A 13712-nucleotide genomic window follows, 5' to 3' on the forward strand; every position below is an offset into this window, starting at 1 on the left:
TGGTCCCTCTGGTCACAGCCACTCTCGCGGCGTTAGGTAATCGGTGTAGAGCAAGGCTTCAGGAGTGCCCGCCTCCGGCTGCCAGTCATACTCCCAACGTGCCAGCGGTGGCATCGACATCAGGATCGACTCGGTACGTCCGCCGGTCTGCAGCCCGAACAGGGTGCCACGGTCATACACCAGATTGAACTCCACATAACGGCCGCGACGATAGAGCTGGAACTCCCGCTCCCGCTCGCTATAGGGCAGCGCCTTGCGTCGTTCGATGATCGGCAGGTAAGCATCAAGATATCCCCGACCTACCGCCTGCATAAAGGCAAAGCAGTCGGCAAAAGGCCAGCGATTCAGATCGTCGAAGAAGAGGCCGCCCACCCCTCGCGTCTCGTTGCGGTGCTTGAGGAAGAAGTAGCGATCGCACCAGGATTTGAACTCGGGGTAGATCTCATCACCGAACGGCTGGCAGAGATCACGGGAGACCTGATGCCAGTGCTGCACATCCTCGGCAAACGGATAGAAGGGCGTCAAATCGAAGCCACCGCCAAACCACCAAATGGGCTCTTCGCCTTCCTTCTCGGCGATGAAGAAACGGACGTTGGCGTGGCTGGTCGGCACATAGGGGTTGTGCGGATGGATCACCAGCGACACGCCCATCGCCTCGAACTTGCGACCGGCCAACTCTGGCCGATGTGCTGTAGCAGAGGCAGGCATGGCATCGCCATAGACATGGGAGAAGTTGACGCCCCCCTGCTCGATCACCGCGCCGTGGCGCAGCACACGGGTGCGACCACCGCCACCGCCTTCACGGCTCCAGGCATCTTCCACAAAGTGTCCACTGCCGTCGGCCTGCTCCAGACCCCGGCAGATCTCGTCCTGCAACTGCAACAGGAAGGCCTTGACCTGGGCCACATCCGGTTTGCTCATCTTGTCTCCAGTCAGGCAGGATCGTGAACGCCCTGTCCATTTTTATAGTTAAATCAATCCGATGAGCTCACCGCTCAGCGGATTGATAGCAAATCATGACGTATCCGCCTGCTCAGGAGGGGCGAATAATGGCGCCGGTTCGGGCGTCCTTGATCTCGGATGGGTTAGCTTGACCACCCACTTCACCGGGCAGGATATAGGCTAACTTGCTTGCCAGCCGCTCACCGATATCGGCCACCCGACGGGCAGGCTCCTCACCGGTCAGGTTGGCGCTGGTAGAGACCAGCGGCTTGCCAAAGGCACGGCACAACGCCTGTACCTGAGGATGAGCCGTCACGCGTACCGCCAGGGTCTCGAACTGCCCGGTCAGCCAGGCCGGCGTCGTCGCACGGGCAGGCATGATCCAGGTAAAGGGGCCGGGCCAGCTGGCTTCAACCCGAGCCAGTTGTTCACCGCTAAGTTGGCTCAGATCGATGTAATCCTGCAATTGCTCTACGTCGGCAGCAATCAGGATCAACCCCTTCTCCACCGGACGCTGTTTGATGGCCAGCAGTCGCTGCACCGCAACTTCGGAGTCGGGATCACAACCCAGACCAAACACGGCCTCGGTCGCATAAGCAATCACCCCTTCCTGTTGGAGGGCGGCAACCGCCTGTTCAAATTCATTTGGCATAGGAAAAATGCGGCAGCCAGGCTGCCGTCTCGTCACTTAGTAGCAAGTTGAATCCATACGGCGGCGACCACAACAAAGTGACGTTTTGCTGTAGCACAGGAAAAATACGACACATCCGGATCGCCACCCGTTCACTTACTTGAGTTGAGCCTGCAGGGCGGCATCCTTGGCCATCACCTCTTCGGCATTCTTCTGGCGTTCGGCCCGAACCTTGGCCGCCAGTTCATCATCGGCTACTGCCAGCATCTGGGCTGCCAGATAACCTGCGTTCTTGGCACCGGCTTTGCCGATCGCCACGGTCGCTACCGGCACACCACCCGGCATCTGCACGGTGGAGAGCAACGCATCCAGCCCCTTGAGCGGGCCACCATCGATGGGCACCCCGATCACGGGACGAGTCGTGATGCCGGCTACGGCACCCGCCAGATGCGCCGCCAGACCGGCAGCACAGATAAAGACCTTGCAGCCACGGGCCTCGGCATCGGTCACATACTGATGGGTCGCAGCCGGCGTGCGGTGCGCGGAGGTGACTTTGACTTCCACTGCGATATCAAATGACTTGAGCACCTCGAGGGTGGTCTGCATCACGGGGAAATCAGAATCAGAGCCCATCAATACGGCAACAAAGGGTTTATTCATGGTGGGAATTTCCTTACTCCAAGTGGGGGGTTGAAGTTCACCGAAAACGTTTCAATCCGGTTGCGGCGGCGGGATTATACCTGCTCACTTTGGTGGCCGCATTTCTTTTGCGGACAGACCCAACGCAGAGTTCCCCTCACTTTTTTCTCTACAATGATGCCCCAACCACACGCGGGGCAAGGCATGGGGATCGGCTTGTCGTTCACCACATATTTGCAATGGGGATAGCCATCACAGGAGTAAAACTGCTTGCCGTAGCGGGAGGTGCGGCTCACCAGATGACCCTTGCCGCACTCGGGGCAGAGGATCTGGGTATCGTCACTCTCCTGCAGGGATTCGATGTGCTGACAGGCCGGATACTGGGTACAACCGACAAACAGACCATAACGCCCCTTCTTGATCGCCAGCGGCTCTCCGCAATCGGGACAGGCAGAGCCTTCGAGCACCTTTTCGATGTCGCGGCCGGATGGCGTCAGGGAGCGAATGTAATCACAGGCAGGATAGGCAGAACAGCCGAGAAAGGGGCCATGTTTGCCCTGGCGGATCACCAGCTCGGCCCCGCACTGCGGGCACGGCTCGCGCTCGAAGGCATGTTCGTGGGCTGAAAAGAGGTGATGATCGATTTTTGACATGGGCCGCGCCTTGAAATCCAGATGGCCTGAATTCTACCAGCGCGGCACCGGACTGTCAGTGAATGACGCCGTCTGACTCATCAAACACCAGCTCTTCCATCTGCTGGTAGGCATTTTCACTGCCCGGTACGTTGAACAGCACCATCATGACGACCCACTTCAGGTCATCCAGCTCGATATCCGGCTTGTCCAGCTCGAGCAGGCGCTCGATACAGATCTCGCGGGTTTCGGCATTCAACACCTGGGCCTGTTCCAGAAAGAGCAGGAAGCCGCGGCACTCGGTGCTGAGGCGTGCCAGCTCTTGCGGAGCATAGATACGCATCGAGCCTTGCGCGCTGGCGGTAACATAGACCTCCCGCTCGCTATCGTGCAGATTGGCCAGCCGCTCCAGCCAGTCGAGCGCCTTGTCGATCTCTTCTTTATCGAAACCGGCCCGGCTCAACTCGTCGGTGAGCTCATCCTGCTCGACCATCACATCTGCATCGCTGTGGATGTAGGTCTCGAAAAGGTACATCAATACATCAAACATGATTCGCCCTCCTCGCTCTGACGTATCCACCGGCTACCGCCATCACTGCACCGGCCAGCTCCAGCTCTACCAACCTGCCCAATACCACTTCGACAGGAAGCTGGGCCCGCTCGGCAACGGTATCCACGCTCGTGGTCTCATAATCTACGTTATCCAACAAATCGGCATAAGGCAATTCGCTATTATTCGGTTGCTCAGATGGTATGACCGACGAATGTGGCCGTGCGACCCACTCTGGCAGCTCTTCCACTATATCGGCCGCACTCAGCACAAGTTTGCCCCCCTGCTGAATTAATCTGTTGCACCCTATCGCCTGGGCGTTTTGCGGGGCGCCGGGTACCGCAAACACTTCGCGCCCCTGTTCAAGCGCATAGCGAGCGGTGATCAGCGAACCGCTCTGCTCGGTCGCCTCCACCACCAGAGTTCCCAGCGACAGACCACTGATAATACGGTTGCGACGAGGAAAATGTTCAGCCAGCGGCCCTTTATCCGGCGCCAGCTCGGAGATAAGCAAACCACCACTCTCCAGAATCTGTCCTGCCAGCCCCTGATGGCGTTTGGGGTAGAGGCAATCCAGCCCGGAACCCAACACGGCAAGGGTGATACCGCCACAAGCCAGCGCTTGCTGATGGCAAACACCATCGATACCGAGCGCAAGGCCCGAGGTGATGGCTAACCCGCATCCAACCAGCTCGCTACAAAGGCGGGAGGCATTATCTTTGCCTGCATAGGTAGGATGGCGTGTCCCCACCATTGCCAGCTGGGGTAGCGACAGCGCAGCAAGATCGCCACGACAGTAGAGCAACAGGGGGGCCGCGGGAATTTCCCGCAACAAGGGTGGATAAACCGGGTGATCTTGCGGAATAAGGAGATTGTCAGGCAAAGCGGCCCAAGCCAGGCTCTGCTCAACCACCGGCGAGGGCCAGCGCAGTTGTTTGATCTGCTCTGACGACAACCCCATACCATGCAGTTGTGCTTCATCGCTCTGAAACAGGGCCTCAATACTTCCCCCAGCCCGTTCCAACAGACGTGCAGCGGTCACCGGACCAATACCGGTGACCGCATCGAGAGTTAGCCAGAGCGCCAGACGCGCGTCGGGGTAGTTCACCTCAGAAGTGAGTGACCTGATAACCCGAGCTCACCATGTCCTTGCTCTGCATGATGAGGCCATAACTCAGCTTGTCATACACCTTGAACAACATGACGCGGGCAATCGCTTCAGAGGGCAGTGGTGCCTTCTGGTTGCCACTACTGTAGAACACCTTGTCGTAGACAGAGGAGAACTCCTTGTATTTCACTGCACCATTCTTGGTGACCAGCGCAGCCCCCGGACGCCGAACATCGAGCACATCGCCCGCGGAGAGTTGATCCCGAGCGCCTTTGTTAATCAAGACCACATCAAACTTGCCCCCTCCCCTGGCTTTGCTCGGCAAGTCGATGATGTAGCCAGGGGCAATCGCCGGGGCAGCCTTGGGCATGAAAACCGCAGGCATGTTCTCCTGAGGGGGCAGCTCCATAATCTTGTCACCCTGCAATACTTCACGCTGGTTGTGGGTGAGAGTAACTTCGGTCCGATCACCATCCAGCAGCGCTACCGCACGCACCACGCCTGCAAAGATGGCCTCCTGACCCAAAAGCTCACCTGTCTCGCGATCCTTGTAGACCACCCCGGGATGATAGATGCCATACATCTTGCCCGGTATCAGAGCTCCCTGCACATAGAGGGTGTCCCCCTCAAGCATTCCAATGTGCTTTTCGTCTGAACCCAGCAAATAGGGCAGCATTTTCTGCTGCTGACTGTCGGCCAAAATATGGTCCGTCTGCAAAAAGGGACCTATCTCGCTGAAGGGCAGAGTAGGGATAGGATTTGCCTTGCTCTCATAACGGGTTTTCGGGCCGAGACGGATGACCTGTTTGTCCCCCTGCATCGCTTTGCCCAGCCGGGGCTCACCATTGACCCAGCTCAGGTGCAGCACGTCCCCTGGGTAGATCCAGTGCGGATTGGCAATCTGTGGATTGATGTTCCAGAGCCGGGGCCACAGCCATGGCTCAGAGAGATATTTGCCGGAGATATCCCACAGGGTATCGCCTTTTTGCACTACATAGCTTTCGGGATAACCCGCTTTCAACCTCAGCTGATCGGCCAGAGCAGCTTGGCTCATGGTCACCAGCAGGCAGGTGAGGATGGTTTGCTTCAGATACATAACACTCCCTGTTACCTCTGCGCGCAAAGTGTTGCTGTTTTTTGTCGGCGTAAATGACTAGAATTACGCCAATATTGACTGTATTTATACGAAACTAAAGAAAAAACTATGGCCATTCTAGATGTATTGCGTTTTCCCGATGAGCGTCTGCGTACTATCGCAGCCCCTGTCGAGACCTTTACACCCGAGTTACAACAAATTGTAGATGATATGTTCGAAACCATGTATGCGGAGGAAGGCATTGGCCTAGCCGCAACGCAGGTGGATATTCATCAACGCATCATAGTGATCGATGTCTCTGAAAACCGTGAAGATCCTCTGGTATTGATCAATCCGGAAGTGATCTCCCAGTGTGGCAGCACCGGCATTGAAGAGGGTTGTCTCTCCGTGCCTGGCAGCCGCGCTCTGGTACCGCGCGCTGAGCAGATCAAGATCCGCGCCCTGGATCGCCACGGCAAACCGTTCGAGCTGGAAGCGGACGACCTGCTCGCCATCTGTATCCAGCACGAGATGGACCACCTGATGGGCAAGTTGTTCGTGGATTACCTGTCCCCGCTCAAGCGCCAGCGCATTCGCCAGAAGCTGGAAAAGATGGCCCGTGAAGATCGCAAAGTCCTCTGAGGATCTGCCCCATTGAATAAGCTGAAACTGATTTTTGCCGGTACTCCCGACTTCGCCGCCCGTCACCTGGCGGCGTTGTTGTCTTCCGACCACGAGGTCGTTGCCGTTTATACCCAGCCCGACAAGCCCGCCGGCCGTGGCCAGAAGCTCACCGCCAGCCCGGTCAAAGAGCTGGCACTGGCCCACAACCTGCCGGTTTACCAGCCCGCTACCCTGCGCAAGGAAGAGGCGCAAGCCGAACTGGCCGCCCTTGGCGCAGACCTGATGGTCGTGGTGGCCTATGGCCTGATCCTGCCCAAGGCGGTACTCGATACCCCGCGTCTGGGCTGCATCAACGTCCATGGCTCCCTGCTGCCCCGCTGGCGTGGCGCGGCACCGATCCAGCGCTCAATCTGGGCGGGCGATAGCGAAACCGGCGTCACCATCATGCAGATGGATGTGGGGCTGGATACCGGCGCCATGATCCGCAAGGTAAGCTGCCCCATCGCCGCCGACGAGACCTCTGCCAGCCTCTATGACAAGCTGGCAGAGCTGGGTCCGCAGGCGCTGGTCGACACCATCGATGCCATGGCTGCCGGTGAAACCGCTGCCGAGGCGCAAGATGATGCGCTGGCCAACTACGCCGAAAAGCTCTCCAAGGAAGAGGCCCGCATCGACTGGTCGATGGAGGCTGTTGCCATCGAACGCTGCATCCGCTCGTTCAACCCCTGGCCCATCAGCTGGTTTGAAGTAGCTGACCAGACCATCAAGGTATGGCAAGCCGCCGTCATCGACATCGACCACGGCCAACCCGCCGGCACCCTGCTCAAGGCCGACAAGCAGGGGATCGATATCGCGACCGGCAAAGGGGTACTGCGCCTGCTGACCCTGCAACCGCCCGGCAAGAAGGCGATGTCCGTTTCGGATCTGCTCAACTCTCGCCGCGACTGGTTTGAACCCGGCACGCAATTGAATTGAACTGGATTGAATTGACACAAGCGGGGCCCAGGCCCCGACTTGCGCATCTAAGGTAACTCTATGAAAACACGTGCACAGGCCGCTCTCGTTATTCAACAGGTGCTGGATCAGGGTCAATCCCTCTCCGCTGTTCTGCCTGCTGCCCAGGAGAAGGTCGCGCCTCGCGATCGTGCTCTCCTGCAAGAACTCTGCTACGGCACCCTGCGCTGGCTGCCCCGCCTCGATGCGGCAGTCAACGAGATGATGGACAAGCCGCTCAAGAACAAGAGCCGCATTTTCCACTACCTCATCCTGGTCGGTCTCTATCAGCTCATCTACACCCGCATTCCGGCTCACGCCGCGGTGGCCGAGACCGTCAACGCCGTCAAACTGCTCAAAGGCACCTCACTGCGTGGCCTCATCAACGGCGTGCTGCGCAACTTCCAGCGCAGCGCCGAAGTCATTCTGCTGCGCATCGACCGCGTTCCCAGCATTCGCCTCGGTCATCCGGAGTGGCTCACCAAGCGCCTGCGTCAGGCCTATCACGATGAGTGGGAATTCATCATGGAGGCGAACAACCAACGCCCTCCCATGTGGATCCGCAACAACAGCCAGCGCCAGAGCCGCGATGCCATGCTGGCTCGCATGGCTGAAGTCGGCATCAATGCCGTGGCCGGTGAAGAGGGCGAGGATTGCATCCTGCTGGAGCGACCTTGCGATGTGACCAAGCTGCCCGGCTTCGAGGTCGGTGACTGCTCGGTACAGGATGGTGCCGCACAACAGGCCGCGGCACTGCTCGACCCACAACCGGGTGAGTGGGTACTGGATGCCTGCGCGGCACCCGGTGGCAAGACTGCCCACCTGCTGGAGCGTCAGCCCAAGCTGGCTGGCGTGGTCGCCGTCGATGCCGACGAAAACCGCCTCAAGCGAGTGCAGGAGAACCTGGACCGCATCGGCCTCACCGCCAAGGTGATCCATGGCGATGCCGCGGCACCGGAACAGTGGTGGCCGGAGGGTCAGTTCGACCGCATCCTGCTGGATGCCCCCTGCTCCGCCACCGGCGTCATCCGTCGCCATCCCGACATCAAGTGGTTGCGCCGTGATCAGGACATCCGCGAGCTGGCCGAGCTGCAGCGCCGTATTCTCAATGCCCTCTGGGGCAAGCTGAAAAGCGGTGGCACCCTGCTCTACGCTACCTGCTCCGTCCTGCCGGAAGAGAACCGCGAACAGATCCGCGCCTTCCTTGCCGCGACCAAAGATGCCAAATTGGTACCGCTGCACGAACAGGACACCCCGGACTGCCCGGGCCGCCAGTTCCTGCCGGGTGAAGCCGAGATGGATGGCTTCTACTACGCCAAACTGGTCAAGCTCTGAGCCGGGCATGACAAACCTCATTCGGGAGAGCCGCCAGCTCCGTTCTGGCGCTCCCCTTTACAGCCTCAACGTGAGTAGACGTTCCCTATGAAAATCATCATTTTGGGAGCCGGCCAAGTCGGCGGCACCCTGGCCGAGAACCTGGCCGGGGAGAACAACGACATCACCATCGTCGACACCGACAGCGAGCGCCTGCGCGAACTGCAGGACAAGTTTGACCTGCGGGTAGTCAACGGGCACGGCGCCCACCCCAAGGTGCTGCGCGAAGCGGGGGCTCAGGATGCCGACATGCTGGTCGCCGTCACCAACAGTGACGAGACCAACATGATCGCCTGTCAGGTGGCCTACTCCCTGTTCAACACCCCGAACAAGGTGGCGCGGATCCGTTCGCCCGCCTATCTGACCGAGCGGGATCGCCTGTTCCTGCCGGAATCGGTGCCGGTGGATCACCTGATCGCGCCGGAGCAGTTGGTGACCGACTATGTGCGTCGCCTGATCGAATATCCGGGTGCCCTGCAAGTGGTTGATTTCGCTGGTGGCCGCGTCGGTCTCGTGGCGGTCAAGGCCTACTACGGCGGCCCGCTGGTAGGTAACGCCCTCTCCACCCTGCGCGAGCACATGCCCAACATCGAGACCCGGGTAGCGGCCATCTTCCGTCAGGGCCGCCCGATCCGCCCGCAAGGTACCACCATCATCGAAGCGGATGACGAGGTCTTCTTCGTCGCCGCCGCGGGCCATATCCGTGCCGTGATGTCTGAGCTGCAGCGCCTAGAGAGCCCCTACCGCCGCATCATGATCGTCGGTGGTGGCAACATCGGCGCGGGTCTCGCCCGCCAGCTGGAGAAGCGCTACAGCGTCAAGCTCATCGAGCGCAACCAGAAGCGGGCGGAGCAGCTCTCCGAACTGCTGGAGAACACCATCGTCTTCTGCGGCGATGCGGCGGATCAGGAGCTGCTGGCAGAGGAGCACATCGACCAAATCGACGTCTTCATCGCCGTGACCAACGAGGATGAGGCCAACATCATGTCGGCGCTGCTCGCCAAGAAGATGGGTGCCAAGAAGACCATGGTGCTGATCCAGCGCGGCGCTTACGTGGATCTGGTGCAGGGTGGCTCCATCGATATCGCCATCTCGCCCCAACAGGCCACCATCTCGGCCCTGCTGACCCATGTGCGCCGAGCCGATATCGCCAACGTCTACAGCCTACGCCGCGGCGCTGCCGAGGCGATCGAGGCAATTGCCCACGGTGACGAGAACACCTCCAAGGTGGTCGGCAAGACGGTGGGCGAGCTCAAGCTGCCGCCGGGTACCACTATCGGTGCCGTAGTGCGCGGGGATGAGGTGCTGATCGCCCACGATCGTACCAAGATCCAGCAGGATGACCACGTGGTCATGTTCCTGGTGGACAAGAAGTACATCCCGGAAGTGGAGCGGCTGTTCCAGCCAAGCCCCTTCTTCCTGTAACGTCTTCATGCGCACAGGCTGTCAAACCAGACCCGGCTCAGCTCCTCCAAGGGGATGGTCCGGGTCTTTTGTTAATCAACGACCAGGTTATCGAACATGATCAAACTGCGTCCCATTATCTTCACCCTCGGGCTGGTGCTCTCCAAGCTGGCGCTCTTCATGTGGCTGCCCACCTTGCTGGCACTGCTCACCGGGTCAGAGGGATTTGTCGAGTTTCTCAAGTCCGTGCTGATCACCCACGGCGCCGCCCTGCTCTGCCTCCATTACGGCCGCAAGGCGGAGTTTCATCTGGGGGTGCGGGAGATGTTCCTGCTCACCACCTCGGTCTGGGTGGTTGCCTGTATCTTCGGGGCGCTGCCCTTTGTCTTCATCACCCACATCAACTTTACCGACGCCTACTTCGAGACCATGTCGGGGGTGACCACCACGGGCTCTACCGTGCTATCCGGCCTCGACAACATGGCCCACAGCATCCTGTTGTGGCGATCCATCCTACAGTGGCTGGGGGGGGTCGGCTTTATCGTGATGGCGGTTGCCGTACTGCCCTATCTCAACGTCGGCGGCATGAAGCTGTTCCAGACCGAGAGCTCGGACTGGTCAGACAAAAGCGCCCCGCGTGCCAAGACGGTCGCCAACAACATCGTTGTGGTCTATCTGGTGCTCTCCATGCTCTGCTTCATGGCCTACTGGGCCAGCGGCATGAATATGTTCGAGGCGATCAACCACGCCATGACCACCCTCAGTACCGGCGGCTACTCCACCTCCGATCAATCCATGTCCCACTTCTCCAACTCGGCACACTGGATTGGCACCCTGTTCATGTTCCTCGGCGGCCTGCCCTTTCTACTCTATGTGCAGAGCCTGAATCACAGGGACTACAGCCTGCTCAAGGATGCCCAGGTGCGCGGCTTCTTCTGGCTGGTGGTGTGGGTCACAGTCATCATGACCTTCTATCTGTGGGAGAGAGATCTGTTCGGCTTCTGGGATGCCCTGCGCATCAGCTGCTTCAACATCGTCTCGGTACTCACCACCACCGGCTATGGTCTTGGTGACTTCGGCACCTGGGGGCCGCTCGCCAGCATCGTCTTCATCGTGCTGCTGGCTCTTGGGGCCTGCTCTGGCTCCACTGCGGGCGGCCTCAAGATCTTCCGGGTACAGGTGGCCTTTGCCCTGTTCAAGAAGCAGATGCGCCAGCTGATGCACCCTTCCGGCGTATTTCCCCAGAAGTACAACGGCCGGACAGTCAATGACGCCATCATCCGCTCAATGATCTCCTTCGTGCTGGCCTACTTCGCCATCATTCTGATGATAGCCGCACTGCTGGGCGCCATCGGGCTTGACCCCCTGACAGCCATATCCAGCTCCATCACCGCCGTTGCCAACGTCGGCCCGGGCATGGGCCCGGTGGTCGGCCCCAGCACCAACTTTGCCAGCCTGCCCGACTCGGCCAAATGGCTGCTGTCATTCGGCATGCTGCTGGGACGACTGGAGATCCTGACGGTCGCCGTGCTCTTCTTCCCCTCCTTCTGGCGCCAGTAACGCTCACCGTAAGCAAGCAAAAAGCCGCAGCGTTCACCCGCTGCGGCTTTTTTATCTCGTCCATCCCCACGACTTTCCCTCAACGCTCATCAGCCCCATTACCGGTGGCCTGAACGACCTCATCGGCATGGCCAGAGCGGATCACAAGCATAAAAAAACGGACCCAAACCAGAGGTTTGGGTCCGTTTATCAGTGAACCGTCAGCGGCCGCAAGGGCTGCCGAGACTCAGCACATGGCATTAACCACGGCCAGAGCGTTTGCGATCCAGCTCGGTCAGCAATTTCTTGCGGATACGGATGTTCTTCGGAGTCACTTCTACCAGTTCGTCGTTGTCGATGAACTCGAGAGCCTGTTCCAGAGTCATGCGGATCGGCGGAGTCAGCACCTGAGCTTCATCGGTACCGGAGGCACGCATGTTGGTCAGCTGTTTGCCTTTCAGGCAGTTAACAGTCAGGTCATTGGAACGGGAGTGGATACCGATCACCTGGCCTTCGTACACCTCGGTCGCGTGACCGATGAACAGACGACCGCGGTCTTGCAGACCGAACAGGGCGTAAGTCAGTGCCTTACCGGTTGCGTTGGAGATCAGCACACCGTTCTGACGCTCACCGATGCTGCCACCCTTGTGCGGACCGTAGTGGTCGAAGGTGTGGTACAGCAGACCGGTACCGGAGGTCATGGTCATGAACTCGGTCTGGAAGCCGATCAGGCCACGGCTCGGGATCATGAAGTCCAGACGGACACGACCCTTGCCATCCGGGGTCATGTTGGTCATTTCGCCCTTACGCAGACCCAGTTGCTCCATCACGGAACCCTGGTGCGCTTCTTCAACGTCCACAGTTACAGTTTCGAACGGCTCTTGCAGAACGCCATCAACGGTACGCAGGATTACTTCCGGACGGGACACAGCCAGTTCGTAACCTTCGCGACGCATGTTTTCGATCAGGATGGAGAGGTGCAGTTCACCACGACCGGATACGCGGAACTTGTCCGGATCATCAGTCTCTTCCACGCGCAGGGCCACGTTGTGGACCAGCTCCTGGTTCAGACGCTCCAGAATGTTGCGGGAGGTCACGAACTTGCCCTCTTTACCGGCGAACGGTGAAGTGTTGACCTGGAAGGTCATGTTCACGGTCGGCTCGTCAACGGAGAGCGGCGGCAGGGCCTCAACGGCACCGTTGTCACAGATGGTGTCGGAGATTTTCAGCTCGCCCAGACCGGTGATAGCGATGATGTCACCCGCTTGCGCGTCGGCAACTTCAGTACGGGACAGACCCAGGTAACCCAGCACCTGACCGACTTTACCATTACGGGTCTTGCCGTCAGCACCAACGATGGTGACTTGCTGGTTGGTCTTGACGCGACCACGGGTGATACGGCCGATACCGATAACGCCCACGTAGGAGTTGTAGTCCAGCTGGGAGATCTGCATCTGGAAACCACCTTCGGCATCAGCCTTCGGCGCTTCAACGTTGTCAACGATGGCCTGGAACAGCGGCTCCATGTTTTCGGACTCGACGTCCTGATCCATGGTGGCCCAACCGTTCAGTGCAGAGGCGTAAACAACTTTGAAATCCAGCTGTTCGTCAGTCGCGCCCAGGTTGTCGAACAGGTCGAATACCTGATCCATTACCCAGTCAGGACGAGCACCCGGACGGTCAACCTTGTTGATGACCACGATCGGCTTCAGACCCTGAGCGAACGCTTTCTGGGTCACGAAACGGGTTTGCGGCATCGGGCCGTCTACGGCGTCAACCAGCAGCAGCACGGAGTCAACCATGGACAGTACGCGCTCTACTTCACCACCGAAGTCGGCGTGACCCGGGGTATCAACGATGTTGATGCGGTAGTCATTCCAGCGGATCGCAGTGTTCTTGGCGAGAATGGTGATGCCACGTTCCCGTTCCAGATCATTGGAGTCCATGATCCGTTCCTGGCCTTCCGTGGAGCGGTCCAGGGTGCCGGACTGCTGCAGCAGCTTATCAACCAGAGTCGTTTTGCCGTGGTCAACGTGCGCAATAATCGCAATATTGCGTAAATTCTCTAACATTCTCGCCTCAATCACCGGGTAAAATTGGGCGCTAATTGTACTCTTGCCTTTGTGATCTGCCTAGCAGAATTGCAGTACATTCGCGCATAACAACAGATCTGGATCATAGACCTCTCTGACAAACCCTGC

The 13712-nt window shown here is 59.1% G+C and carries 13 protein-coding genes; 5 read left to right on the top strand and 8 right to left on the bottom strand.

Features of this window, described 5'->3' with window-relative positions; all coding sequences use genetic code 11:
• Positions 1–12: 12 nt before the first annotated feature.
• From hemF to ACTG2G_RS09880, 7 genes are all read right to left on the bottom strand, one after another.
• Complete coding sequence (gene hemF, locus ACTG2G_RS09850; protein WP_421386794.1) at positions 13–921, bottom strand: oxygen-dependent coproporphyrinogen oxidase; 909 nt, start codon at positions 919–921, stop codon at positions 13–15.
• A 112-nt stretch (positions 922–1033) separates the two neighbouring features.
• The gene (locus ACTG2G_RS09855) at positions 1034–1594 is read right to left on the bottom strand and encodes a Sua5/YciO/YrdC/YwlC family protein (protein WP_005356244.1); all 561 of its coding nucleotides are present in this window, start codon (positions 1592–1594) and stop codon (positions 1034–1036) included.
• 135 nt (positions 1595–1729) lie between these two features.
• Positions 1730–2233 carry a 5-(carboxyamino)imidazole ribonucleotide mutase gene (gene purE, locus ACTG2G_RS09860; RefSeq protein ID WP_005339704.1) on the bottom strand — a complete coding sequence of 168 codons (504 nt, stop codon included), beginning with the start codon at positions 2231–2233 and terminating at the stop codon, positions 1730–1732.
• Between the two features lie 74 nt (positions 2234–2307).
• The gene (locus ACTG2G_RS09865; protein WP_421386792.1) at positions 2308–2865 is read right to left on the bottom strand and encodes a DNA topoisomerase family protein; all 558 of its coding nucleotides are present in this window, start codon (positions 2863–2865) and stop codon (positions 2308–2310) included.
• A 55-nt stretch (positions 2866–2920) separates the two neighbouring features.
• Entirely contained in the window at positions 2921–3394 is a 474-nt protein-coding gene (locus tag ACTG2G_RS09870) for a DUF494 family protein (protein ID WP_005339699.1), read from the bottom strand.
• Positions 3387–4502, bottom strand: coding sequence for a DNA-processing protein DprA (dprA, locus tag ACTG2G_RS09875; protein WP_042054852.1), 1116 nt, complete (start codon positions 4500–4502; stop codon positions 3387–3389). The genes ACTG2G_RS09870 and dprA overlap by 8 nt, the downstream gene beginning before the upstream one ends.
• A 1-nt stretch (position 4503) precedes the next feature.
• Entirely contained in the window at positions 4504–5598 is a 1095-nt protein-coding gene (locus ACTG2G_RS09880) for a LysM peptidoglycan-binding domain-containing protein (RefSeq protein ID WP_421206321.1), read from the bottom strand.
• Between the two features lie 108 nt (positions 5599–5706).
• Here ACTG2G_RS09880 and def point away from each other — a divergent pair, with 108 nt between their 5' ends.
• The 5 genes from def to ACTG2G_RS09905 all read left to right on the top strand — a co-directional run bounded on the left by def (position 5707) and on the right by ACTG2G_RS09905 (position 11532).
• On the top strand, positions 5707–6219 hold the full coding sequence (def, locus tag ACTG2G_RS09885; RefSeq protein WP_216952294.1) for a peptide deformylase: 513 nt from the start codon (positions 5707–5709) through the stop codon (positions 6217–6219).
• Between the two features lie 12 nt (positions 6220–6231).
• Complete coding sequence (fmt, locus tag ACTG2G_RS09890) at positions 6232–7176, top strand: methionyl-tRNA formyltransferase (RefSeq protein WP_421172637.1); 945 nt, start codon at positions 6232–6234, stop codon at positions 7174–7176.
• A gap of 60 nt (positions 7177–7236) precedes the next feature.
• Positions 7237–8529 carry a 16S rRNA (cytosine(967)-C(5))-methyltransferase RsmB gene (gene rsmB, locus ACTG2G_RS09895; protein ID WP_069555587.1) on the top strand — a complete coding sequence of 431 codons (1293 nt, stop codon included), beginning with the start codon at positions 7237–7239 and terminating at the stop codon, positions 8527–8529.
• 87 nt (positions 8530–8616) lie between these two features.
• Positions 8617–9993 carry a Trk system potassium transporter TrkA gene (gene trkA, locus ACTG2G_RS09900; RefSeq protein ID WP_005339689.1) on the top strand — a complete coding sequence of 459 codons (1377 nt, stop codon included), beginning with the start codon at positions 8617–8619 and terminating at the stop codon, positions 9991–9993.
• A gap of 96 nt (positions 9994–10089) precedes the next feature.
• Positions 10090–11532 (top strand): TrkH family potassium uptake protein, encoded by a 1443-nt coding sequence (locus ACTG2G_RS09905; protein WP_421386790.1) that lies wholly within the window; start codon positions 10090–10092, stop codon positions 11530–11532.
• A 239-nt stretch (positions 11533–11771) separates the two neighbouring features.
• On the opposite strand, the gene typA is transcribed toward ACTG2G_RS09905, so the two are convergent.
• Entirely contained in the window at positions 11772–13583 is a 1812-nt protein-coding gene (gene typA / locus ACTG2G_RS09910; RefSeq protein WP_201981586.1) for a translational GTPase TypA, read from the bottom strand.
• Positions 13584–13712: the final 129 nt, after the last annotated feature.

The sequence above is a fragment of the Aeromonas sp. 55A genome (assembly GCF_051919665.1).
Classification (GTDB): domain Bacteria; phylum Pseudomonadota; class Gammaproteobacteria; order Enterobacterales; family Aeromonadaceae; genus Aeromonas; species Aeromonas veronii.